This window comes from Microcoleus sp. PH2017_05_CCC_O_A, from assembly GCF_020738785.1.
Lineage (GTDB): Bacteria > Cyanobacteriota > Cyanobacteriia > Cyanobacteriales > Microcoleaceae > Microcoleus.
Map to the genome: position 1 here is coordinate 1 of NZ_JAEQCB010000111.1, position 24,301 is coordinate 24,301.

Sequence of the window (24,301 nt, forward strand, 5' to 3'; positions counted from 1 at the left end):
CATCTACTAATTTAGTCTCCGGTAGCACCGTACCTCTTTCGGGATAGTTTCGGAAATTTGCCAGAATTTGCTCATAAAGTGCGATCGACAAAAAAAAACTCCCGGGCCAAAATTGGCGTGGGAGTTAATTAATCAGGGTGCATCTACTAATTTAGTCTCCGGTAGTACCGTACCTCTTTCGGGATAGTTTCGGAAATTTGCCAGAATTTGCTCATAAAGTGCGATCGACAAAAAAAACTCCCGGGCCAAAATTGGTTGGGAGTTAATTAATCAGGGTGCATCTACTAATTTAGTCTCCGGTAGTACCGTACCTCTTTCGGGATAGTTTCGGAAATTTGCCAGAATTTACGGCTGTGCGTGCGATCGACAAAAAAAAAACTCCCGGGCCAAAATTGGTTGGGAGTTAATTAATCAGGGTGCATCTACTAATTTAGTCTCCGGTAGCACCGTACCTCTTTCCGGAGAATTTGGGAAATTTGCCAGAATTTACGGCTGTGCGTGCGATCGACAAAAAAAAACTCCCGGGCCAAAATTGGTTGGGAGTTAATTAATCAGGGTGCATCTACTAATCTACTTTCCTGGGAATTCAGTAGCAATCCGGACAGTTGTATCAAAATTTTCAACAGATCGCTTGATGATACCCAAAATCTGAATTTCGCAGTCGGGAGGGGCGATCGTATTTCGGATGGAGCGATCGAGCTAGCGTCAGCCCCAGAATAGAGTTTGGGGCTGGGTATTACCGCCGTTTGTTTTGATTTGTCGGCGGTTTGACAGGCTCTTGTCTGTTTAAGTAGTATAAAAGTGCGATCGTTCCCCCTATCAAGATACCTACTACTACCAAACCAACAGCTATAACTTTTGCTCCTCCAGAAAAAAACACGTAAATAAACCCCAGATAAGGAACCCCTAACAAAATAGCAGTAGCTATCGTTTTTAAAGAAGTTAATTTAATCTCTATTTCCAGATGCTTGTAAGGTTTTCCTTGAAATTTGTAGTAGGTTCTAGATGAACCTAAACGCTGTGGACGAGTTATCAATGGTTTTGGACTAGGCATACCGTACTATTGGGGATATGTTCGTTAATAGTTATTTGTTCTGAAGTTTCCTATTTAATCCGGATTGAATCAGGGAAGGATGTAGATTGGAAGTTTGCGGTATATAAAAAAAGGCAAATTGCACTGCCACATCTCGCATAACGCATCTATTCTCTTCGCAGAACCACATCTATTTTCCTGAAACCCTTACCAAAATCATGTATTAATTAATTATCTCTAGTTGCAATACATTTGATTTTGATTGGAAGAGAATTATGAGTGAGTTCGATATTACAAGTTTTGATTTTGCAGACTTTGGCTGTTCTAACGGTAGCTCAATTCAATTTGGAATCAACATACTCAAAGGGCGTAAGGGATTTGGCATCGATCTCGATCCGAAGAAGGTAGCATCAGCCAAAGCTGCTGGATATGATGCCATCAAAGGAGATTTTTGCAATCTCGATCTCCCTGATGGTTGCGTGGATTTTACAATTCTCAACCATACTTTGGAGCATTTACCTAAATTAGATTATGCCAAAGAAGCCATAAAAAATGCTATCCGAATTTCGAGAAAATTCGTTTTTATTAAAGGGCCTTTTTTTGATGCCGATGACTACTTAAAATCTTTAGGACTAAAATTTTATTGGTCTGACTGGACAGGTCATACTTTACATCTCCAAGCCCAACAGGTAAAGAACATTCTTGAAGAACTCAATGTTCCCAACTATGAAATTTATGGGAGAGTCTTGGTCAACTCTTCTCAAGATACAACTATTCACCCGTTATCGTCACTCAAAAACCAACAGCATTGGGAACAAGAAAAACATGAAGTAAAACCAATAGTGGAATTCAACCAACCAGTTTATCGAGAAGTTGTTGGCATTATTTGGTTGTCTAATAATGTAAGTGTATCCGATGTTCGCAATCTCCCATACAAACATTTGATTTATCAAAAAGGTCTCACTTTTTCTTGAGCGACTGAGCAAAGGTACGTAGTTGCGCTTCAGCGCTCTTTCCTGATATTAGCTAAGAGCGCTGAAGCGCAACTACGTACCTAATTTGTCAAATGCTGTAAACTATCAACAGTCAACAGTCAACAGTCAACTGTCAACTGTCAAAAGATATAATTCAGACTTTTGACAAAATCCACATTCCATGACAATTTCCATCAGCGCCAGGGATACTGTTACGAATATCTGTTTTAGCTAGCTGAGTTAAATGTGGCAATAAAGCCCGGATTTCTTCATCAGACAAGTGTTCAAGTTTTTGGCGCAGTTTAATACCAGCATCGTTCCAGTAACACCCACGTAAAATTGTAATATCTGGGAAAATTTCCTGGATGCTATCAGCATTGTAGCCGACGCGATAATGCTGGTGATTTTTCCAGACACTTTCTCTCATTTTTTTATTGAGGTTAGTTTCATGACTGGCAAATGGAACAAGTGCAAATACATACTTCCGTGATGCTGCACGCATATTAATCGCTGCTTTTTTGTCAGCCTCGATATGTTCTAGGACTTCAATCGAGGCTACTAGATCGTAGGATTCTGATGAGGGAGTCAAAGTATCGTAAGTGTCACATTTGACATTTTCAATCACCCATTCGGTGGCCATCCGCATCCCTAATCGCTGTTGAATATTGGCTTTAGTATCAATATCCGTGAGGTAAAACTCAATTGCAGGAAATTCTAGAGCGAGAGCTACCTCCGTTAATCCAGCTCCACAGCCAACGCTGAGAAAGGATTTGATTTCTGCCGTTTTTAAGGCTTCGATTAATCCTTCACGCATCTGAAGATAGCGTAGGTAAGCCCATCGCTTTCGGGTCATTAGTTGGAGCTGAACTTTATTGAGATATCGTCTTTGAAGAACAGGGTCTAACATAATACTTACTTGAAACTCCTAAAAATATCTATGAAGCAAGTTGAAGTAGCTCATTGCAAAAAAGATTGTAAATGCTAAAAGCAGCACGTTTTGGTGAATATCTGGCCGCTGTTTCAATAGCATTTAACTTGAGTTGCAATAAGACATTGCGATCGGCTTGAATGAGCTTACCAATTCCCTTGACACAATCCTCAATCGATGTGGTGTCAACGACTACAGAGTTAAAGTCAGCGATCGCAAATTCATCTGTTCCTCCTTTATCGGGGACAACTGGAATGCAGCCAGAAGCCATTGCTTCTATAGCTGTACGGCCAAAAGCCTGGAAATCAGAAAGATCTAGAAATATATCTGAGTTCCGCAGCAGGGCCGCGACTTCGGAGCGACTCAGATGAGGAAAAATCGTAGTATTTTCTGGAATCGGTATCCCAGCAGATTCAATCAGACTCCGGTCAGAGCCAAAGATAGTAAAATGTACTTGATTTGGAAACAAATCTGATAAAATTTTAGCGACAGCTAATGTACGACGGGGAGCGCGTCTGGCCGTGGTGAATCTTACCATCATAGAAATCTCTATGCGAGAGTTTTCACTCTTCAGATCGGGGGAGTAAACTTGATGGTCGATGCTGGCTTCTACTTTGTGGACTTTAACAGCATGATTGCGATTAACAATCTCGCACAACCACTGAGTTTTAGCAAACTGGATAGCATGGGGAATCAGTCCATAGGATTGTCGCGCTTCTTCCCATTCTGGAGTATCTATGTAAGAAAATAATGGTTCGTAATCTTGTATGTAGTAAGCTGGCAATATCTGGGGATTTTCTCTAACTAACGCTTCCAGGATTTTTACTGAACTGTAAGTAGTAGCACAGACTACAGAGAAATTTTGAGCTAATTTTTTGAACTCAGTTAAAGTTTGATAAGAAGCTGCAATTTCACCAATTTCGGGAATTTCTTTGTAACCATTTAAAAAGTCAGTAAAGTTAGACTGATTGACGGCTATTTTGATAGGAATCCCAGAGCGATAAAGTGCTAAGGATTCTTGCACTACTGAATGAGCGCCTCCTCCACCGCCTTTGACGGGGAGAATAAACAAAATTTTGGGAAATTCATGATTGACATTTAACTTGACAGCAGATCGCTCGTAGGAAACTGTTTTGTCTTGTGGATCGGGCTGACCGTTTTGGGCTAAGGCTTGCCTTAATTTGTAATAGGCTGGCGAAAAGTTTGGGTCAAGCTCGAATGCTTGACTGTAACAGCTAATTGCCTCTTCCCACTGCTGTTTTTGGCTGAGAAGTTCTCCTAAATTGTAGTAAAATTTAGCAGAAGAATCAGGTTTCAGTTCAATAGCTTTACGGTAGCTGGCGATCGCCTCGTCTATCTGTCCAAGTTGTTGCAAAGCTTCGCCCAGACGATAGCAAGCAGTGGGGAGGTTGGGTTTGAGTTCGATCGCCTGACGGTAAGAGGCGATCGCTTCAGACCACTGCTTCATTTGACCTAGAGCATTTCCTAGGTTGTGGTAAGCTTTAGAAAACTTCGGTTGCAGCTCTATAGCTTGACGGTAACAAGGGATAGCCTCGGAATGTCTCCCTTGTTGCTGCAAAAGCTCTCCTAAGCTGAATTGCAACTCAGGAATATTTGGGTTAAGTTCGATCGCCTGACGGTAAGAGGCGATCGCTTCAGACCATTGCTTCAGTTGGCCCAGAGCATTTCCTAAGTTATGGTAAGCTTTAAAAAACTTCGGTTGCAGCTCAATAGCTTGACGGTAACAGGCGATCGCTTCCTGATATTTCCCTTGTTGCCGCCAAAATTCCCCTAAACTGTGGTGAAAGTCAGGGTTATTTGGGTTGAGTTCAATAGCTTGACGGTAAGCGACAATCGCTTCTTCCATTTCTCCAAGTTGTTGTAAAGCTTCCCCTAAACGGTAGTAAGCAGTGGGGAGGTTGGGTTTGAGTTCGATCGCCTGACGGTAAGAGGCGATCGCCGACTCCCATTGCTTCAGTTGACCCAGGGCATTTCCTAGGTTGTGGTAAGCTTTAGAAAACTTCGGTTGCAGCTCAATTGCTTGACGGTAGCTGGCGATCGCTTCAGAATGTCGCCCCAGCCGTTGCAAAACCTCTCCTAAACTGCGGTGAAACTCAGAGTTATTTGGGTTGGCTTGAATAGCTTGAGCGTAAATAGCGATCGCTTCTTCTAATTTCCCTTCCCGTTCAAGTTTTTGGCCAGTTTGGAAATGATTTTCTGCCTTTTCTAGATCGACTTTTTCTGACATATAAACCCTATTTTCAGTTGATAGTTGACAGTGGACAGTTGACAGTTGACAGTTGTTATGTGTTATTTGTTATTTGTTATTTTTTAATATTTCCCAATAATCAGTAACTAATGACTAATGACTGCTGACTAATGACAGGTGCATCTGGTTTTTGAAGAGGGCGAAGCATGACCGCATATAAATTATTAGTTATAACCTCCTATTTTCTGCGGTCATGCTTCGCCCCTACGGATATATTCGCTTGCATTGAGATGCACCCCTAATGACTGCTAACTAATGACTAATATCATTTCCGGCTGCATCGGAATAGAGAGCATCCCGTTTTTGTAGGGGCGAAGCATTCGCGCTAAAAATCTCTCATATAGTCGATAGGATACAGGCGCGAATGCTTCGCCCTTGCGGATATGTTTGCAGGATGCTCCCTCGGAATAATATATTTGGATGATAAGCTATCGCACATTTAAATTGTATATTCAGGGCGGGCGGGACACCCCACAAGAGTCTGATTTTTTTTGATATCCAATTTAAATGCAGAACAGTTTATCAGTGCGATCTATGCCGCGATCTATGCCGCGAGCGAGACGCTCGCACTCTCATAATACCGATGCTGCCGGATTTGATATGATATGTTCGCGGAGCTTGAGGCGTAAACGATCGAGAGTTTGATTGTTCTTGATTTCCTCAGTCAAAGCTTTGACATTAATATCGGGATGCTTCTGTTTAAACGCTGTAGAACCTTGTTTAGAAAGCTCTTGACGGCGTTCGTGTCCAAAACTTTTAGACTTAGAGTGATAGACATAGGCATTGTCAGCGATCGCTAGTTTAAACCCAGCTTTCTTAGCTCGAATTGAAAAATCATTCTCTTCCCCATACCCGTAGGGAAAACTCTCTTCATCCAGCCACCCAATTGCCTCAAGCACTGCTCTCTTAATCATGTAGCAGAAGCCATTAACAAAATTCACATTAGGAAATGCCTTTTCCGAAACATTTTCTACTAATTCACTAAAAGTCTCCAGTGAAAATCCATCAGGAACGCTGTTAATCATCCAGCCCCCCTTATTGTCAAATATTTCAGGAATCGATTGCCAAGATGCACAATTTGACAGAGGCCCGACTATGCCAATATCTTTTCGTGAATTAGCACAGTCAACTAATTTTTCTATCCAGCCAGGAGTGACAATTGTGTCGCTATTCAACAAAATTATATAGTCACCCGTACTGGCCCGCATACCGATATTAGCTGCTTTGGTATAACCGCGAGCCGTCTCATTTCTCAAAACAATTGCTTGCGAAACATCTTTAACCCACGCCTGAATAAAATCTCTGGTTTCTGGTTGAGAGCCATCATCTACGATGAGCAAGCGATAGTCAACCTTGGTGTGTCGGACAATAGAGGTTAAACACTCTTTCACATCCTCTAAAGCATTATGAACGCAGACAACAATATCAACTTGATATCGTATAGATTTTGCGATCGGCGAGAATTGAACTGGTAACAGCATTTTTGAGGAGTTGACATAATTTGCCCTCTGCTTGCTATAAAAGTCGATCGTCTCGGCTTGCGACTCTATTGCCGCATCCTCAAATCCATCCTTGATATTTATCAAGGCTTTCGATAACTGCAAAGAAAGTTCAAAGTCACCAGGCTTGAACTGTAGCCCCATCTGATAAAATACGATCGCTCCATCTCTATTGTCCTGTCTTGCGAGAGCATTACCCAAACCTAAATAGAGTTTCGGGTCTTTTGGATTAACTTCCAAAGCCTTGTGATAGACTTTGATATTATCTGGATTTTCCTCAATAGCTTGACTGTAACAACTAATAGCTTCTTTGGCTGACAGCGGACTGTGATTTTTCAGCGCATCGGCTAACTTTTCTTGCACGCAAGGCAGATCCAATTTTAAATTAATTGCACACCGATAAGTGGCGATCGCCTCTTCCCACCTCTCCAACTGCACTAAAGCATCCGCCAAGTTATAGTGAGACCAATGGAAGCCTGGATTTAGCCCGATCGCACTTTTATACGCTTGGGCTGCCTCTTCCCACATCTCCTGCTTAATCAGCACATCCCCTAAATTATTGTGCGACCAAGAAAAATCGGGGTTAAAGGCGATCGCCCGACGATACGCAGCAACAGCCTCATCTAATCTTCCTTGTACTTGCAAAACATCCCCCAAATTGTGGTGGACTTCCCACAGAGAAGGCTGAATTTCGATAGCTTTTTGATAAATTATGACAGCTTCATCTAACTCGCTCTTTTTAACAAGAGCATCTCCCAAACTCTGGTAAATTTCCGCTGAATCAGATGTCAAATCTAAGGCTTGACGGTAGGACGAAATAGCCTTATCCCACTCTCCTTTTTTGGCAAAAACTTTTCCTAAACTGTAGTGAGGTTTAGCATGGCTAAAGCTAGCATTGACTATGCTATAGGAATCGCGCACTTTCTTCCTATCTTGTTCGTCACCTTCTAAGTAGATTCTTTTTAAAACCAAAGATTGCGGATTCAACAAATTGTCAATTGGTTGGCGCGCGAGGAATGAATCGGAATTGTTATTAAGAGGAAATTCTATGATATTATTGGTTTCGCTGTTCATATCCTATACCTGCTAAAAATTGATACAGTCAAATCCTTGTGATTTATTATTCTGTTTCCTGAATCAGTATCCGGAAAATAGATAACTAATTATTTGCCAGTTCTATCGCGCGGTTGTAAGCGTGAATCGCTCCATCAATTTCGCCTTTTTCTTGCAAAGCATCACCTAATTTTTGGTGAAGTTCCCAGATATCAGGTTTCAATTCAATGGTTTTTTCATAACACCCGATCGCCTCATCCAACTGACCGCGACTATCTAAAACTTCCCCCAAACTTTGATATGCTTGAGCAAAGTGGGGATTTAATTCGATCGCCGTCCGATAACAGGCGATCGCGTCTTCCCGCCGATCGAGACTAGCCCAAACTTTCCCCAAACTGTAATGAGACCCCTCATAATATGGGTTCAGTTCGATCGCTTGCTGGTAAACTGCGATCGCATCTTCCCACTCACCCCGAACGCTCAAAACTTCCCCTAAATTGTGATAAGCATCCGCATAACTCGGCTGCAACTGAATTGCCCGCCGGTAACAGGAAATTGCCTTCTCCAACTGACCGAACTGTAGCAAAGTATTGCCCAGAGTAAAGTGTTCCTCAGCAGTTGCCCACTTGATATCTAAAGTGAGAGCTTCATACCAGTATTCTGCCCCTACTTGTGGAAAGCCAGACTGCACAAAAACTTGAGCTAAATTCCGGTAAGCCACTACGAGATCTGGTTTAATTTCAATTGCTTTTTTATAACAAATAATTGACTTTTGCCACAGTTTTTGACGAGCGTAGATGCTGCCTAAATTTGCATGAATTTCAGCAAAATTGGGTTCAATTTCCAAGGCTTCAGTGTACCAATACCTAGCAGCATCAACTTTTCCCATTGCTTGAGTAGCATTCCCCGCAATCTTGTAAGCAATTGCCGCCTCAGGTGTGATTTCAATGGCTCGCTTGCACTCAGTTATCGCCTCATCAAATTTACCCTGGGCGTAATAAGATTCTGCCTGTTTGATGTATGCTTCTGCACTGAGAGAATTGGCAACTGCCACAGGTTTGTCTGAGTCGATCGCCTTTGCAGACAATCTGAGAGTTTCCGCAGACTTTGCAGGATTATTTATCTGTACCGAAGAAACAATGGTATCCCCAGTTTCCACCGCAGTTTGGCGACTGTTTTGATAGGCGCTTACCCCTGTCGTGGCGGGAACAGAATCCACTGCTTTACTAGATAGTGAATAGTTGCCGTTAAGTGCCACCGCTTTTTGCAAGCAGACAGCAGCTTCATCCAACCTGCCTTCTTTTGTCAGCGCTTTTGCCAGATTTTGGTAAACACCATTCAAGTTCGGATTTAACTCGATCGCGCGCTGGTAACAGGCGATCGCCTGAGGGATTTTGCCTTGCCGAAACAAAATATTTCCCAGTTTAAAGTGGTGATTGGGCGATACCTTTTCCGGTTCCAGAGAAAACGCTTCGTACCAGCACTCATTCGCCTCTTCCAGCTTGCCATCCTGCGTCCACACCCTAGCCAAATTCCGGTAAGCTGCTGCTAAATTCGGCTGGAGGGCGATCGCCTTTTGGTAACAAGCAATTGCCTGCTGTCGCTGTTGTTTCATGGCATACAAACTGCCGAGATTTACGTGGGCTTGCACGTCGCTAGAATTAATTTTGACAACTGTTTGATAGCACTCGATCGCCCCTACTAAATTCCCCCGCCCTTGCAAAATACTGCCCCACAGTTTGTAAGCAGCCACCGCATCGGGTTGAATCTCAATGGCTTGCTTGCACTCAGCAATAGCCAGATCGAATTGTTTTTGAGCGCAATAGGATTCTGCCCGCTGAATGCAGTTATCAGCCGTATCCTGTTTCCGAAAATCTGTCGCAAAACCGCTGTCAACAACAGTCACCTGGGGCGAAACATCAGCCGAGTTGGGAACAGCGGGTGCAGAATTTGCCGAATTGGCGATCGTATTTAACAGTTCCGGTACAGCAGGAATTGTTTGCTGTTGCTGCAACTGTACGCGAGGCTTTTCAGCAGAACTTGTCGAATCTAGTTGCAATAAATTAGCTGGAATATTTGCCTGCAAAGTAGATGTTTGGAGATTCTGAGGTAACTCAGCTTTTGGGTTAGTACCCACGACTACTGTATTCAACAAATCCTCAGAAAGATTAGCGCGATCTTCACTACTTTTTCGATAGTTAGCAACTTCTTCCTGCAACTTTCTTTGAGCTTTGAGAGCATTGCCTAACTGTTGGTAAGCCTGGTTAAAATTGGGGTTTAGCTCGATCGCGTGACAGTAACAGCGTATTGCCTGCGTTACCTGATTCTGCCTCAAAAAGTTATCGCCCAATTGGATGTGTTCTTCAGGCGTGGCTTTGGCAGGTTCCAGAGAATACGCTTTAAACCAGCACCCGTCAGCCTCCGATAGCTGCCCCATTTGCGCCCACACCCGAGCTAAATTGCGGTAAGTTGATGCTAAATTCGGCTGAAGGGCGATCGCCTTTTGGTAAAATGCGATCGCCGATTGCCACTGCTGTTCCTGAGCATAAATCGTCCCCAAATTAGTATAAGCTTCAGCAAAATCAGGATCGAGTTCAATAGCCTTAGCGTAACAGTTTTTCGCTTCCTCTACCTTGCCTTGAGCTTGCCTAGCATTCCCCCAAATTTTATAAACTCTGGCATCGGGTTTAACTTGGATAACTCGCTGGCAAGCTGTCGCAGCCTGCTCAAATTTTCTGAGAGCATAAAACGATTCTGCACCTTGAATGTAGACTTCAATATCGTCAGGATTGAAACCTAAAATTTCTGGGATGTCATTCTGATGGGTTGGCATATTTGTCATCGGTAGGGATGTTGACTTTTGGTGACAAGCTAAAGCCATTTCCCAATTTTTTTCTGCGCCATACAGAGCGGCAAGGTCAGTATAAACTTCCGCAAAATTGGGCTGAAATTCCAGAGCTTTTGTGTACCAATGCTTTGCCTTAGCTGAATTTCCTTGTGCCGCACTAATTTTTCCCAAAGTCTTGTAAGCTGGCGCAAAATTAGGTTGTTGTTTCAGGGCTTGCTCGCAAGCCGCTATAGCATCAGCTAACTTGCCTTGTTTTAAATAAAACTCTGCCCGCTTTTGGAAATAATCGCCTGATTCTTGGTTCATGATTTTGATGGTTCTTTTAGGGTTTTCTCGCGATATTAAATTTAGTGGTTTTTTTGAGGGAATGACATTGACATTGCCCAGCATTATTTTGAGATCCTTCAAATTCACCAAAATATCTTCAGTTAATGGATTTTGATACATTAACTGTCGGATTGGATAGCACTCAAAGTTCTCTCCTGTTACGTAATAATGTTCGAGATTTAGCTGCTGACCGATCGCCCAATAGTAATGCCTGATATAATTCCCAGAGGTCAGCTCAATTACCTTTGTTCCGGGAGAACAGAAGATAATATTTGTTAAACCGCTGCCGTGCGGCGCGACAATTACTTTGGCACTAGCAAATAAAGCTATTTGCTCGTTCAAAGTCATAGATTCTAGTAGCACTGGAACAAAGCCAAATCCGCTTAAAAAATCGATGACTTGTTCTTCATTGATAACTCGTCGGTAGCTACATTTGTTGCGGCTGATATAAATGCGTTCTGGCTGAGTATTTTTGCTCTCCCCAGCGCAACTTTCTGGGAGTTTAGGAGATTGTTCTCCTGCAAAAACTCGCCTCAAAAACTCCAGCCCCTGGGGTGACAGCCAGCCCAAATATCCTGAAAAAGAGGGAACAATTAAATGTTTGGCTTGAATGTAAGGATGGCGATCGCTCTCAATAATCTTATATTCAGGAATTCCCAATGCTTTCAGGGTTTCTCGCTGAAAAGGCTGCTGGCAGCTATTCACCAAAAACCAATCTATCTCTTCCAGATTTATACCCCAACGATGCAGAATTTCGATGCGGGGCAAGATATCTACCATCCAGTGAAAATAGACATTTCCCGAAAGTCCGGCCAATACCGCCACCGTACCGTCTATCTTTTCTAAAGGCGGCAATTCTTCCGGTTTTAACTTCAAAAACCTGTGCTGAGTAGAATGTTGATTGTCGCATCCGGGTAACTCGCCCGGATATTCGCGGGAAAGTTCGGGTAACAGCCGATCTTGTTCATCTATAATCGCAATAGCATTGCAAATCATCCAAGAATTTTTCTGCGGTACAATCCAAGCCCGCCCGTTGGGGAGGGAAGTTACAAAGGTTTCCGGCGAATCAAACGCTGTTTTTGCCTGGCCGTCGCAAGAATATACGCCATCACCTAAATGCACGGGTTCAAACTGTTTGAAAATCCGCCTGAGACACCGCTGACAATCTAAACCATGACATTCGGATTTCTGCTGTTGGTTCCAGTTAACAATGGAGGGTAAGGAGCTCTCAAATTGGGAGTTTTCAATATCTCCCAAAATGGTAAGTCTGGGGTGTCCGAAGGATTGAGGTGCGACAGGGATTTTTGCAGGGGAATCATCTGGGCGATCGACATTTAGATCTCGATCCCCCCTAGCCCCCCTTCTTAAGGGGGGAACCGGAAGCGCTTTCAAAGTCCCCCTTTTTAAGGGGGATTTAGGGGGATCTAGACTGGGGGAAAGGCGAGTCAGTTGCTGCAACTTCTGCTGTTGTTTCAATACAGCCTGCAACGGCTCGCAAATATCAGATCGATCGCCCGCAATTGCCAGCACTAGACGGTAAATTACAATCGCTGCCGAAAATCGTTGCTGCTGACTCAAGCAATCAGCCAGTCGCAAGTAAATATCCGCATTCTGAGGTTGAATTTGTAAAGCTTTTTGGTAATATTGTTCCGCTTGTTCGTGCCCGCCGTACTCAGCCAAGGCATTTCCCAGATGAAAGTAAGTTTCTGCTAAATTGAGGAGCAATGATGACAAATTCAGCGGATTTTGAGCAAGACTAGAAATGGCAGAATTAGAGCCGTTTTTTTCTTGAAGTTGCCTGAGAAATCGGACACAGGCTATTTGAGAGCGATCGAGTTCATTGAGATCTGCTACCTCCGTCAACCGCATCTCTACGTGGTGGCAAAAACCCTCAACAAACTCGCTTTGGAGAGCGATCGCATTTTGAAAACATAGCATTGCCTCAGCTAATTTGCCTTGTGCGATCAGGGAAATAGCCCGATCGCCCCAAGCCGCCACTCGATCGGGATTTTGGCTGATTACCCGATCGAAACATTCTCCGGCAAAAGTATGCAGCCCCAACTGTTGGAAGGCTTTTCCCAAATTGTAACGGGCAATAACTAACTCTGGCTGCAACTCGATCGCGCGGCGGTAAAGGGCGATCGCTTCCTGGGGTTTCCGCACTTCCAACAGCACAATACCTAAATTATGGTACAGAGCAGCATCATCGGGCGCAACAGCTATTCCCGTTTGAAAAACTGCCATTGCTTCATCAAATTTGCCTTCCTGCGCCAGAATGCAGCCCCAATTGCTGTATGCTTTGACAGCCCAGGGTAAAACTGCTCGATCGGAGCTTTGTTTCCAGCAGGATATCGCTTGCTGGTAACTGTCAATTGCTGCTGCTATTTTTCCTTGCTGTTGGAAAGCAGTGCCAGTCTTGTAAAGAGTTCTGACATCTAAATTGGTATTTTGTGCGATCGCTTCGGTGGCGATCGCAGTTAAATTACTGATTTTAAAATGTAAATTGTGGCCGCTAGTCATAACTGACATCACACTGATTAGGACTTACCAGAAAGAATTGGTTTAAAGCCGGAACCCCGATCGGGAGAAATTCAAATCAGACTATTCATTACTCCAATCCTCGGACTGACCGGAAGAGGCCGCTGTCAACTGTCAACTGTCAACTGTCAACTGTCAACTGAATGAAGCACGGATCGTCTTACTATGTTCTATTTGGGATTTTCGATGGGGGAGCGTTGATTGATATCGGTTTGGATACTCCCTAACCTACAGTTGTATGATTTTGAGACAATGGTATCTGAAACCAGGTATTTTCACTCAACTACTTCGTTGCCTACCTCGAATCAGTAAAGTATTCAGTTTTTTGGGCAGCAGTACGTAAGTTGTGACAGATCTGAGTAACAGTAACAAGGCTTGTTGTTAATCAGAATTTACGCTCTATTTTTCAGGCGATACACCGTACCTTCTCTATATATAATCCACATCAAAAAGATTGGCAAGAGTTAGTGCTATATATAATGAATTTTCTTGTTTGTTATCAGTTTAAAAAAAAATCATAGCAAAAAATAAATACTTGCTTTCCCACAGGAGCGTCAGAGTTGAATAAAAAAAAATAGACTCTTGTTCTCCCACTAGATTTATATCTTCAAGTATTTTAAAATTCAATAAAATTCAAAGTTATTGTAGGGTGCGTCAGGGCGATTATTTTTGATAACAGACGAAGAATATTCTACCTGACGCACCCTACGGCTACGGCTCAAGTCTAATAAAATCTAAACTCTCAAATCTAATTAATTATCAGAAAGAAGTATTGACCAATCAATCCCTCAATCTCAAATCTCAAATCTATAGCGGTTCTAAAAAAAGTGAGGTATCTTAATGCCCAATGCCCAATGCCCAATGCCCAATGCCCAATGCCCAATGCCCTATCCGCATGAGTATCTAATCTTTTTGATAAAAGTTATATGTCAATGGTAGATATACCCTACATAGGGTTGAAATTTAGATAATTTCAAAGTTGTTTGACCCAAGATTCAGGTTAGAACCGACTTGGGCAACAATCGAAACTTGTCCGTTTTGATTGCGGTAGTACAGCAAACCGTCAGCCGGGTTGTAGACGACATTAGCCGCGCCCGGAGTCCCAGGAGTGTTGGGATTGAAATTGGGGTCTGTAATAAATTGGTTGCCAACTAGATTGCCCGGTATCAAAGCATTAAATACAGCTCCATCGAGTTGAATTTTATCTTCTGTAGGATTGAAATCTGTCAGCGTATCCATATTATCGGCACCGACAAACTCGAAGCGGAATGTATCTGCTCCTGCACCACCTGTGAGGGTATCATTTCCTCTGTTGCCAGAAATAATATCGTTGCCGGCACCGCCTTCTACGATGTCATTGCCTTTGCCGCCAAACAAAATATCGTTTCCTTCGCCGCCCCTAACGGTGTCATTTCCTAAATTGCCATTTACAAAGTCATCTCCAGGGCCTCCCTCAACCACATCATCGCCTTTACCGCCGAACAAAGTATCATTTCCTTCACCACCGATAAGGTAGTCATTGCCCTCACCGCCGAAAAGGTTGTCGTTCCCGTCACCGCCGAAAATGTTGTCGTTGCCGAGGTCGCCAAACAGGAAGTCATCGCCACTGCCACCGTCTATCAAATCATCACCTTTACCTCCAAAAACAGTATCATTGCCTTCTCCACTGCGGATGGTATCGGCTCCTTGATTGCCAAAAAGAACGTCTTCGCCAGCACCGCCCTCGATTAAATCATCGCCTTTACCGGCGAAGACAGTATCATTGCCGTCGCCACCTCTTACGGTGTCATTGCCGTCTAGAGCAAATATGATGTCATTGCCACCTAGAGCTGCTACTTCATCGTTACCAGAACCTAGAATGATTTGATCCGAACCGCTACTACCGTTAATCCTGTTTGGTATATCGGGCGAGCCTTGAATAATTAAACCGCCAATAGCGTTTGGTTGAACGCTTAGGGGTTGAGTTGGATTTGTTATTTGGGACATTGCCAGTCATCTCGCATAGGGGGGATATCTATCGGGAGTCTTCATATCTCTTGTGAATTTTACTGGCTAAAATTCTAATTTCCGGAATAGTTTTATCTGCAATTAATCAAAAAAAAATCAATGATTTTTTTGATTTTTTTGTATGTAAAATTACTGATAAATAAGCGGGAACCATTTAAATCTTCATACGTCTTCTATTAATTTATATTAAAAAATCTAGATAGTTTGGGGATTCCTATCTATGTGAAAATACTGATGGATGCGGAAAATATTTAACTATTCATACGTCTTTTATTCAGACCTCAAAACTATTTTCTGTGAACGAGAGTTGCACTAGCTTGGTCTGTCGGAACTAGCAAGACTTCGCTAATATTGACGTGGGGCGATCGCGTCGTGCAGAAATACACGACATCCGCTACATCCTCAGCAGTCAAGGGTGTCAGTCCTTGATAGACATTTTTTGCCTTGTCTGAATCGCCGTGAAACCGGACATTGCTAAATTCTGTTTCCACCAAACCAGGTTCTATTTCCGTCACCCGCACTGGTGTTCCCAAAAGGTCTTGTTTCAATCCTTCAGAAATAGCTCTCACCGCTGCTTTGGAAGCGCAATAAACATTACCTTTCGGGTAAGCTTGACGGCCTGCTATTGAGCCGATATTGACTACGTGGCCGCGGCCTCGGCTGACCATTCCAGGCACGATGTAGCGAGTCATGTACAGCAAGCCTTTCACATTGGTATCAATCATTTCTTCCCAATCTTGAAAGTTGCCTTCGTGCAGTTTGTCTAAACCGCGGCTCAATCCCGCATTGTTAATCAGAATATCGATGTTTTTCCAGGCGTCGGGCAGTGCAGCGATCGCCGATTCGACTTGCGGGCGATCGCGCACGTCCAATTCTAGCAAGTAAATCTCGTTCGCTGAGGAGACTAATTTTGTGTCTGCAAGTTCTTTGGCAAGGCGATCGAGCTTTTCCCGGCGGCGGGCTGCTAAAATTAGTTTGGCTCCACCTGTGGCGAATATCTTGCCACAGGCTGCTCCGATACCGCTACTGGCACCGGTAATGAAAACAATTTGATTTTGGATAGAAATCATTTTTTGTCAGTTGACAGTTGACAGTTGACAGTTGACAGTTGACTGTTAGCAGTTGTCAGTTGATAGTTGACAGTTGTCAGTTGTCAGTTGACAGTTGACAGTTGTCAGTTGTCAGTTGATAGTTGACTGTTAGCAGTTGTTATTGGTTATTTGCGATCGATAAGCTTCCAGGTTCTGATTCCAATGCCCGATGCCCGATGCCCGATGCCCGATGCCCAATTCCCCATAACACCTATTTTATTATTTAACAACCCGCAATCGCACGCTAACCATTGCAATTCCGCCTTGTCGCATCAAAACTGCTGAAATCCAGCGATTTTCAGGAGTAGCCGGAGCTTTACCTACTTTAAAAATCCCGCCGGAATTCAGCAAATCCAGATCGACTTCTGCGGACTTGAAAAAAGTTTTTTCGTTAACGGGCTCCTCCAAAATAGTTCCGATTAAAATGTCATTGCCGATCGGCTCTAGTACAATGGCATCAAAATTGTACTCTTCGCCCACCTTCACTTGCTCCGGCACATTTACTTGAAGTTTGGGAGGATTTTTACCAGAAGTAATCTGATTTTGTTCTGCTAAAATTTCTTGCTTAACTATTTTTTCACCCTCAAAGCGCTGCTGAGAACGGATGGTAGCTTTGAGGTTTAATTCTCTGCCATCCTGTTTCTGGGTGCCTGCAATTGTAGTTACGGTATCAGCGATAATTGCGTTACCTTCGGTTTTCCAAGACTTCAGTTCGGTGCGATAATTCAAATTCGGATATCGCTGCCAGAGTTGGGTGAGGGCTTTTTCCATGCTTTGGCTGTTTAAGCCGTCAGAATGAGTGAAATTCTGGCTGTAAAATGCCATGACTGCTTTGACATCGCGCCGGTTGGCGGCTGCGTCTATTTCTGTTAGCAGTTTGGTGAGTGGGGCTGGGGCATTGGCTGGGGTTTGGGCGATCGCCTGGGGAGTTGCCGCGATCGCGCTTACCGCACTCGGGTGCAATACGCCAGCACCTACAACTGCTAAACATAACAACATTTGAGCTATCGACTGGCCGCCGAAGCAGCCAAACACGATCGCGCGATCGGCTTTTTCGTCCCGACGGCTGGCAAAATACTGAGATACACTTGGCACTAAATTCAAAAAATTACGCATTAGATGATACTTTGGTTATTTGTCAGGGGTCGCGGCGCGGGCAACGGTTCGCCTGCAACGAAAAACTGACAACGGAAGGAGAGATACGGCACAATCTCATTTTAGATTGCTGATTGAAAATTAGCTGAAACTGCCGGAACAATAAGCATAATAATCTAAAACCTCTAATCTAAAATCGATCGACCTGTGGAACTTGTAAAAGAAACAAATACCTTGACAAAAACCCCCCTGCGGTTGTTGGTTGCAGCTAGCGGCACGGGAGGACATCTATTTCCGGCGATCGCCACAGCTCGTCAGTTGAGCGACTGTCAGATCGAATGGCTGGGAGTGCCAGACCGCATGGAGACGCAATTAGTTCCCTCCCTTTACCCCCTCCATACGATCGCCGTTGAAGGCTTTCAGCAGCGATTTGGACTCGGTACACTGCGAATTTTGGGCGGACTCCTCGGCTCGATCATTCAGGTACGGAAGTTGCTCAAAGCGGGAAATTTTCAGGGAGTATTTACTACCGGCGGTTACATCGCAGCACCGGCTATTTTGGCGGCTCGCTCTTTGGGTTTGCCGGTGATTCTCCACGAATCTAATGCAATTCCTGGGAAGGTGACGCGGTGGTTTAGTCCTTTTTGCACTGCTGTGGCGATCGGATTTGAAGCAGCGGCAAAGCATTTACCCCGCGCGAAAACGGTGGTTGCGGGTACGCCAGTGCGATCGCAATTCTTGACTCGCGAACCTCTAAAGTTACCAATTCCTGACAGCGTACCTGTAATTTTAGTAATGGGTGGCTCCCAAGGAGCTGTCGCCGTCAATAAATTAGTGCGCGAATGTGCTCCGGCTTGGTTTGAGGCGGGTGCGTGGGTAGTTCACCTCACCGGAAATAATGACCCGGATGCTGAAAGCTTGAAGCACGAACAGTATCTGTCGATGCCATTTTATGATAATGTAGCGGGTTTGTTACAGCGAGCAAATATAGCAATTAGTCGATCGGGCGCCAGTGCTCTAACAGAATTAGCAGTTACAGGAATGCCTTCTATTTTAATTCCTTTCCCCCACGCCGCAGACGATCACCAAAGATTTAACGCCGAAGTATTTGCCGCAGCAGGCGCCGCCGTGGTATTCCGTCAAAGCGAACTGACAGCAGAGGTATTGCAAAGCAAAGTCTTATATTTGTTAAAAGATTCCGAATATTTGGCAAAAATGTCTCAAGGTGCTCTTCAATTAGCGGTGACAGACAGTACGGAACGTTTGGCAAATTTAGTCAGAGAATTGTTGGTGCGGTAGCGAAAATAGGACACCGCCACTAATTTAACGAGTTCTTTTTAATGAGGGTAAAGCGTAAAATCCCTGTCTAACCAAATAACATAAAACACAGCCCCATCCCGATAACCAACCATCGGAGCCATCCCACAAAACCGAAAAGCAATAAAATTTACATCCTCCTTAAGATGGCTGGGAATAGGTGCTCTAATGGAACTTCGGGCTATCTTCTCGTAGCCCAATCCGTGACGGGGACAAGCATTAATCTCACTCCAGGTAAGCTGATTTAATTTGTAGAGCGTATCTGCAAAAGCAGCCTTTTCATCTTTTGTGCATTGAGAAAGAGAGTAATCTTTATTCATGTATCGCAAAGAAAATAGAGGTGACTCCTGCTCTGGCGGTAAATTAACAATTTCTCTAGATGAAATCCTTTTCCCTTTTTCTTGGCGTTGATTTGCCTTAAGATGCTTCTTCACAATTGAGTTGAGTCTTGAAGTATTTTTTCAGGGATTGATGAGTAATTTTTCCGCTATTTTGAGCAGCAAGTTTCCAGGGATATTCTTCGTGTGTCATGTTGCTTAACTTCCATGCAGCAAACTGCCCAAACACAGAGTAAACTTCATCAAGCAGGCTCTTAGTTTCTTCGTCGTAAATCGAAAAGTTTATATATTCTGGACATGGAATTGCACCAGTACCATACTTTTTATAGTGACGGTACAAATCAGGAACAACGGGCCCGTGAGTCCATGCTTCTATGGCTTCAGGAAATAGCGGTTCATCGTACAAAGCTAAATGAAAGCCTTGAGCATAGTAAACCAATTTCTGAAGCTTGAGATTAGATATCAGATCGCCAGCATCTTCACTTGCCTGAGCCAAAAAGTATTTGGCTGCATCATAACAACTCAGCATAACTTACTTGCTAGTCATTAAAGGGCTAAACTAGAACGAGATTTTTTTGACACTCCCGCGACTCAACCAGACTATATTTGTCTGGAGACGTTTTCACGGGGAATTGCGAGCCGTGGGAGTTTACTTACATTATACTATATTTTCTCAATCTATGCCATATTCAATTTAACAAAATTAACTACCGATTCTAAGCCTTCTTTTGTCTTCAGGTTAGTAAACACAAAAGGCTTCTCCCCGCGCATCTTTTTAGCATCCCGTTCCATCACGCCCAAATCTGCTCCCACAAAAGGCGCGAGATCTGTTTTATTAATTACCAATAAATCCGACTTAGTAATTCCCGGCCCGCCCTTGCGCGGAATTTTATCCCCCGCAGCCACATCAATCACGTAAATTGTCAAATCCACCAACTCCGGGCTAAAAGTTGCCGCCAAATTGTCGCCGCCGCTTTCGACAAACACTAAATCTAAATTAGTAAATTTGTATTCTAACTCTTCTATAGCTACCAAATTGATCGAAGCATCTTCGCGGATAGCAGTGTGGGGACAGCCTCCAGTTTCTACTCCCAAAATGCGATCGCTCTCCAAAGCTTGACTCCGAACCAAAAACTGTGCATCCTCCTGAGTATAGATATCATTAGTCACCACAGCAATCTGGTACTGTTGGCGCAGCGTCTTACACAAAGCATCCAGTAAAGCAGTTTTTCCCGAACCAACCGGGCCAGCAATTCCTACACGAAAAGCACTCATAGCGATTTTAGATTTTAGATTTTAGCAATCTTGGACGGCTTTTTAGGTACGTTGTTGCGCTTAAGCGCTCTTTCATCAGATATAAGAGAAGAGCGCTGAAGCGCAACTACGTACCTTGGATGAAAGCACTCTTTCATCAGATATAAGAGAAGAGCGCTGAAGCGCAACTACGTACCTTGGATGAAAGCGCTCTTTCATCAGATATAAGAGAAGAGCGCTGAAGCGCAACTACATACCTTGTAATTTGAAATTTCAACTGCGAAACAAGCGAGTGTACTGAGTTTCATGCGCCATGCTAGCCAGTCCCAATCCCCAACTGCAACTACCGAGGTCATCATCTTCTAATTGTAAAACTTCTCGCGCCGTTAAACTAATTTGACACTGCAAATCTAATAGTAACTGTTGGCCCGCAGTTTGACCGAGAGGAATCAGTTTCACGCCCGCACTCGCCAAATTTGCAGCCCAACTGTACAAATATCCTACCACGGCTGCTTCCTCTTCAATCTGCCAGCAAGCCGCCGCAATCCCAAAGCCGATCGCAAAATTGCACTGATTGCCACCAACTTCCACCAAATCTTTTACAATAGTTGTCAAAGCAGAAGGTACGGGCAATCGCAAATCCAGCAACAACCGCGTCAAAGTCCGCCCCATCTGCCAACTTTGCAAGCGCAACTCTTCAGTTTCCTTAGCAGCAGTCGCCCAAGCATTCCAATAACTCAAAGCCCTCAAATCCCCAATCTTCGCCGCCCTCAAAGCCCGTACCGCCACAGCCGCTTCTACTCGCACCGCCCCAAATTCCAGCGAATTTTCCAACCAATTCCTCAAACTGCTCTCGCTGTCGATCGCACCAGCTTCTACCAGACTCTCGATTCCCTCAGAATAACTATAAGCTCCCACAGGTGCAAAAGCTAACTGCAACAAACATAAAAGTTGATTGTTCACTGTTATTTGTTATTTGTTATTTGTTATTTGTTATTTGTTATTTGTTATTTGTTATTTGTTATTTGTTATTTGTTATTTGTTATTTGTTATTTGTTATTTTGCCCCATTCCCCATTCCCCATTCCCCATTCCCCATTCCCCATTCCTAATGACTGTGGCCGTAAGCGCCGATTTCCGGCTGAAACGGCACAATTTCCTCTATTACTTCCAAACCCATTTTTTCCAGCATTCCCTGCAAAACAGAATCACGAGAAAGCCTTAAATAATTATCAGCAACTTCTAAAGCTACGTGGCGGTTTCCCAAATGATAAGCCGCCCGCATCAGCAGCAGCCCTGTCGAGGCCCTTGTGGTAAGTACCGGTTCGGGTTTTGCACTTACCAGTACCAAACAGCTACCGTCTTCGGACTGCAATAAATCTCGATCGCGCAACACCGTACCTCTAGGCAAAGCCAAGTGTAGCACTTCTCCAGCCTCCGTCTCGAATCGGTGGCGGCTGCGAGTGCGATCGTCCGCTGTCATCGGCAAACTAAAGCTGACAACAGCATCGGGATTTGCAGGTAAACGTTTTGTGAAAGTTAGCATTTCTCTATTCTATTCCTCAAAGGAATTGACTTCACATCTAGTTTTTGAGGAATATCTTTTTTATTTCCAATTGCGATCGCAAGTAGTCGCCCAAAATATCTCTTTCTAAACCGCTCCCATTCTTGCATACCAAATATTGGTTATTTTGTCAAGCACTTCTTTACAGACGATCGCCATTTTCTCAAAAATGATTGCATACCGTGCAGTAACTCAAACTATAGAACGGGAGAGGAAGAAAGACTAAAACCATCTATATTTATTGATTTCCCGCTTGTTGCAACCGCAGCAATTCGGCTTGAATTCGTTGTTTGACAGCCGGATCGCGTTGCTGGAGCAAAGTGAGCTGATTGAAGCGACTAACTGTCAAGCCATTGGTTTCGATAATTTTTTTAGCTTGTTGGCAATAATTCACTGCCACGCCGCGCATACCTCCAGATAGGCTGTTAATTCCCTGAGTTTCGTTGCAGACTATTCTGGGAACCGAGCCACCAGCCATTCCTTTAATTTCCTTCATAGCTTCCTCCCGTCTGGGTTCGATTCCCAAGACAGAGCGAGCGTAGCTAGTAATTTCGGCGTTGCTAATTTCTTGAGCTTGGGCCGCCGCTCCGAAAACAAGGCTTGGAGATTTTGCGTACAAGTCAGGGGCCCATCCGCTAGCCAAAGCTGCTGCGGAAATGATGCCTGCGAACAGCGATTGCCGCAGCATCCGGTTTAGGCGAAATTTAGAGGTGTTGAGTGAGGTGTTCATGGTCGTCGGTTATTGCTTGCGTGGAGATAAAAATGACACAGCGCACTGAGGCTCAATATTACAGAATAATGTGGTGGCCAAAAAGTTCCTGCCCTTGAGTGACAATTTTTAATTCCAGCACTCTTGATTTGCTAGTTGCTAGGGCGATTCACGATCGGGATAGCTACGCTTCACGACTTTTTAGCAATTTCCATCCTTTGACCGATTGTAACATCTTTAATAAGTTAACCGATCGCCAAATTCACAGGGTATTTTTCATTACAGAGCGTTCCCCAATTGCCTCTACCAAATAATACTCACCGCTCAAATCTTAAATAATCCTAAAAGTCCTTGACAAACTTCTCACATTAATTATTCAAATTCAGGTGCGATCGGCTTTCATTCAGTTGACAGTTGACAGTTGACCTGTGACAGCGACCTCTACCTCGAAGGAAGAGGATTGGAGTAATGAATAGTCTGATTTTAATTCCTCCCTACAAGGGTTCCGGCTTTAAACCAATTCTTTCTGGTAAGTCAGACAATTTGAGATTTGAGATTTGAGATTTGAGATTCGGGAATGACTGATCGGGGTTTGGCTCACTGGCCTACAATTGCATTCTTTTGAGGGTGTTAAATTTAGGATCGATCGCACTCATCAATTCTTTCAAGCATAGGACTAACGCCAAGGGACTAAAGAAACCAGTTTTTTCGCTATCTTAAGGATTTGAACCAAATATTTGGGCTGAAAACCCGGTTTCTGGCAAGGGCGAATGCGATCGCCAACTCAATGATTTATGTAATGTTAAGCAGAGGCGGATTTGTCGATCGAGAAAATCCCCTCTTGGGAGAGGCGCACTCAGTGAACCGGAACCCGAACCAACGTCGATTTTACCGAAAAGCGAGCGGAAAGCCCCCGACTTTAGGCGTGGGGATGAACGCGGTGGTGACTTTAGCCACCTTGAAGAAGTTGGTCGCTAAAAAGTTTTATCTAAAATATTTTATGATAAAGTAGAATCATGATAATTCGAGAAGCCAAGCTACTGAAAGGCACCAAGAAGTATGTCAATCTACAGATTAATCTGGGAGCTTAAACAGGAGCGTTGACCGAAAAGCCGGTCGTTAGGTCTAAAATTTTGGGTTCGATCCTCAGAAGTGTCGTTCGCAACTATCCGTTTTTGCGCGGACTAAATCATCCCGAATTTCAAATCTCAAACTTGTTCTGAGCGAAGCCGAAGAATCTCAAGTCTAAAATAGTATTAGCCCCCAGAGCAGCAGTGGAGTTGTGCTTGCCTATCTGGGGGCCATACCGATGTGCGCGGTGCTACTATTTACTGCTACACAAAACTTAGCTAAACTTTTTCAAGTCTCACTATTCAATCAAGATTGCTCTTGAAGGGTCTGCTTCCTGCTTCACCCAAGGGAGTCGGCTCGCAACTTGTCCACAGGCGTAAATTCGGA

At 43.9% G+C, this 24,301-nt stretch carries 18 protein-coding genes; 4 read left to right on the forward strand and 14 right to left on the reverse strand.

Annotated elements, in window-relative coordinates; all coding sequences use genetic code 11:
* Positions 1-736: 736 nt before the first annotated feature.
* The gene (locus JGK20_RS23145; protein ID WP_293186604.1) at positions 737-1,054 is read right to left on the reverse strand and encodes a hypothetical protein; all 318 of its coding nucleotides are present in this window, start codon (positions 1,052-1,054) and stop codon (positions 737-739) included.
* 254 nt (positions 1,055-1,308) lie between these two features.
* On the opposite strand from JGK20_RS23145, the gene JGK20_RS23150 reads away from it, so the two are divergent.
* Positions 1,309-2,007 (forward strand): methyltransferase domain-containing protein, encoded by a 699-nt coding sequence (locus JGK20_RS23150; protein ID WP_293186605.1) that lies wholly within the window; start codon positions 1,309-1,311, stop codon positions 2,005-2,007.
* Between the two features lie 154 nt (positions 2,008-2,161).
* On the opposite strand, the gene JGK20_RS23155 is transcribed toward JGK20_RS23150, so the two are convergent.
* The 7 genes from JGK20_RS23155 to JGK20_RS23185 all read right to left on the reverse strand — a co-directional run bounded on the left by JGK20_RS23155 (position 2,162) and on the right by JGK20_RS23185 (position 17,683).
* Entirely contained in the window at positions 2,162-2,860 is a 699-nt protein-coding gene (locus tag JGK20_RS23155) for a class I SAM-dependent methyltransferase (RefSeq protein ID WP_293193221.1), read from the reverse strand.
* An 82-nt stretch (positions 2,861-2,942) separates the two neighbouring features.
* Complete coding sequence (locus tag JGK20_RS23160) at positions 2,943-5,183, reverse strand: tetratricopeptide repeat protein (RefSeq protein ID WP_293232321.1); 2,241 nt, start codon at positions 5,181-5,183, stop codon at positions 2,943-2,945.
* Positions 5,184-5,776: 593 nt separating this feature from the next.
* Positions 5,777-7,777 (reverse strand): tetratricopeptide repeat protein, encoded by a 2,001-nt coding sequence (locus JGK20_RS23165; protein WP_293232323.1) that lies wholly within the window; start codon positions 7,775-7,777, stop codon positions 5,777-5,779.
* Positions 7,778-7,862: 85 nt separating this feature from the next.
* The gene (locus JGK20_RS23170; protein ID WP_293232325.1) at positions 7,863-13,460 is read right to left on the reverse strand and encodes a tetratricopeptide repeat protein; all 5,598 of its coding nucleotides are present in this window, start codon (positions 13,458-13,460) and stop codon (positions 7,863-7,865) included.
* A gap of 972 nt (positions 13,461-14,432) precedes the next feature.
* Positions 14,433-15,455, reverse strand: a complete 1,023-nt coding sequence (locus tag JGK20_RS23175; RefSeq protein WP_293186613.1) for a calcium-binding protein — start codon at positions 15,453-15,455, stop codon at positions 14,433-14,435.
* A gap of 308 nt (positions 15,456-15,763) precedes the next feature.
* Positions 15,764-16,546 carry an SDR family oxidoreductase gene (locus JGK20_RS23180; RefSeq protein ID WP_293232327.1) on the reverse strand — a complete coding sequence of 261 codons (783 nt, stop codon included), beginning with the start codon at positions 16,544-16,546 and terminating at the stop codon, positions 15,764-15,766.
* A 240-nt stretch (positions 16,547-16,786) separates the two neighbouring features.
* Positions 16,787-17,683 (reverse strand): nuclear transport factor 2 family protein, encoded by an 897-nt coding sequence (locus tag JGK20_RS23185; protein WP_293208469.1) that lies wholly within the window; start codon positions 17,681-17,683, stop codon positions 16,787-16,789.
* A 213-nt stretch (positions 17,684-17,896) separates the two neighbouring features.
* Here JGK20_RS23185 and murG point away from each other — a divergent pair, with 213 nt between their 5' ends.
* A complete protein-coding gene (gene murG, locus JGK20_RS23190) occupies positions 17,897-18,961 on the forward strand; it encodes an undecaprenyldiphospho-muramoylpentapeptide beta-N-acetylglucosaminyltransferase (protein WP_366035309.1) in 1,065 nt (354 codons plus the stop codon).
* Between the two features lie 38 nt (positions 18,962-18,999).
* On the opposite strand, the gene JGK20_RS23195 is transcribed toward murG, so the two are convergent.
* The 6 genes from JGK20_RS23195 to JGK20_RS23220 form a co-directional block, all read right to left on the reverse strand.
* The gene (locus tag JGK20_RS23195) at positions 19,000-19,413 is read right to left on the reverse strand and encodes a hypothetical protein (protein WP_293232331.1); all 414 of its coding nucleotides are present in this window, start codon (positions 19,411-19,413) and stop codon (positions 19,000-19,002) included.
* Entirely contained in the window at positions 19,397-19,846 is a 450-nt protein-coding gene (locus tag JGK20_RS23200; RefSeq protein WP_293186623.1) for a type II toxin-antitoxin system antitoxin SocA domain-containing protein, read from the reverse strand. The genes JGK20_RS23195 and JGK20_RS23200 overlap by 17 nt, the downstream gene beginning before the upstream one ends.
* A 149-nt stretch (positions 19,847-19,995) precedes the next feature.
* Complete coding sequence (gene ureG / locus JGK20_RS23205; RefSeq protein WP_293186625.1) at positions 19,996-20,592, reverse strand: urease accessory protein UreG; 597 nt, start codon at positions 20,590-20,592, stop codon at positions 19,996-19,998.
* A 252-nt stretch (positions 20,593-20,844) separates the two neighbouring features.
* Positions 20,845-21,534 carry an urease accessory UreF family protein gene (locus JGK20_RS23210; protein ID WP_293198948.1) on the reverse strand — a complete coding sequence of 230 codons (690 nt, stop codon included), beginning with the start codon at positions 21,532-21,534 and terminating at the stop codon, positions 20,845-20,847.
* 144 nt (positions 21,535-21,678) lie between these two features.
* Positions 21,679-22,116, reverse strand: a complete 438-nt coding sequence (gene ureE, locus JGK20_RS23215; RefSeq protein WP_293232333.1) for an urease accessory protein UreE — start codon at positions 22,114-22,116, stop codon at positions 21,679-21,681.
* Positions 22,117-22,372: 256 nt separating this feature from the next.
* Positions 22,373-22,864, reverse strand: coding sequence for a DUF4168 domain-containing protein (locus JGK20_RS23220; protein WP_293186630.1), 492 nt, complete (start codon positions 22,862-22,864; stop codon positions 22,373-22,375).
* A gap of 98 nt (positions 22,865-22,962) precedes the next feature.
* On the opposite strand from JGK20_RS23220, the gene JGK20_RS23225 reads away from it, so the two are divergent.
* Together JGK20_RS23225 and JGK20_RS23230 are read left to right on the forward strand one after the other, a co-directional pair.
* A complete protein-coding gene (locus tag JGK20_RS23225) occupies positions 22,963-23,157 on the forward strand; it encodes a hypothetical protein (RefSeq protein ID WP_293186631.1) in 195 nt (64 codons plus the stop codon).
* A 410-nt stretch (positions 23,158-23,567) separates the two neighbouring features.
* A complete protein-coding gene (locus JGK20_RS23230) occupies positions 23,568-23,855 on the forward strand; it encodes a hypothetical protein (RefSeq protein WP_293198946.1) in 288 nt (95 codons plus the stop codon).
* The last annotated feature ends 446 nt before the right edge of the window (positions 23,856-24,301 follow it).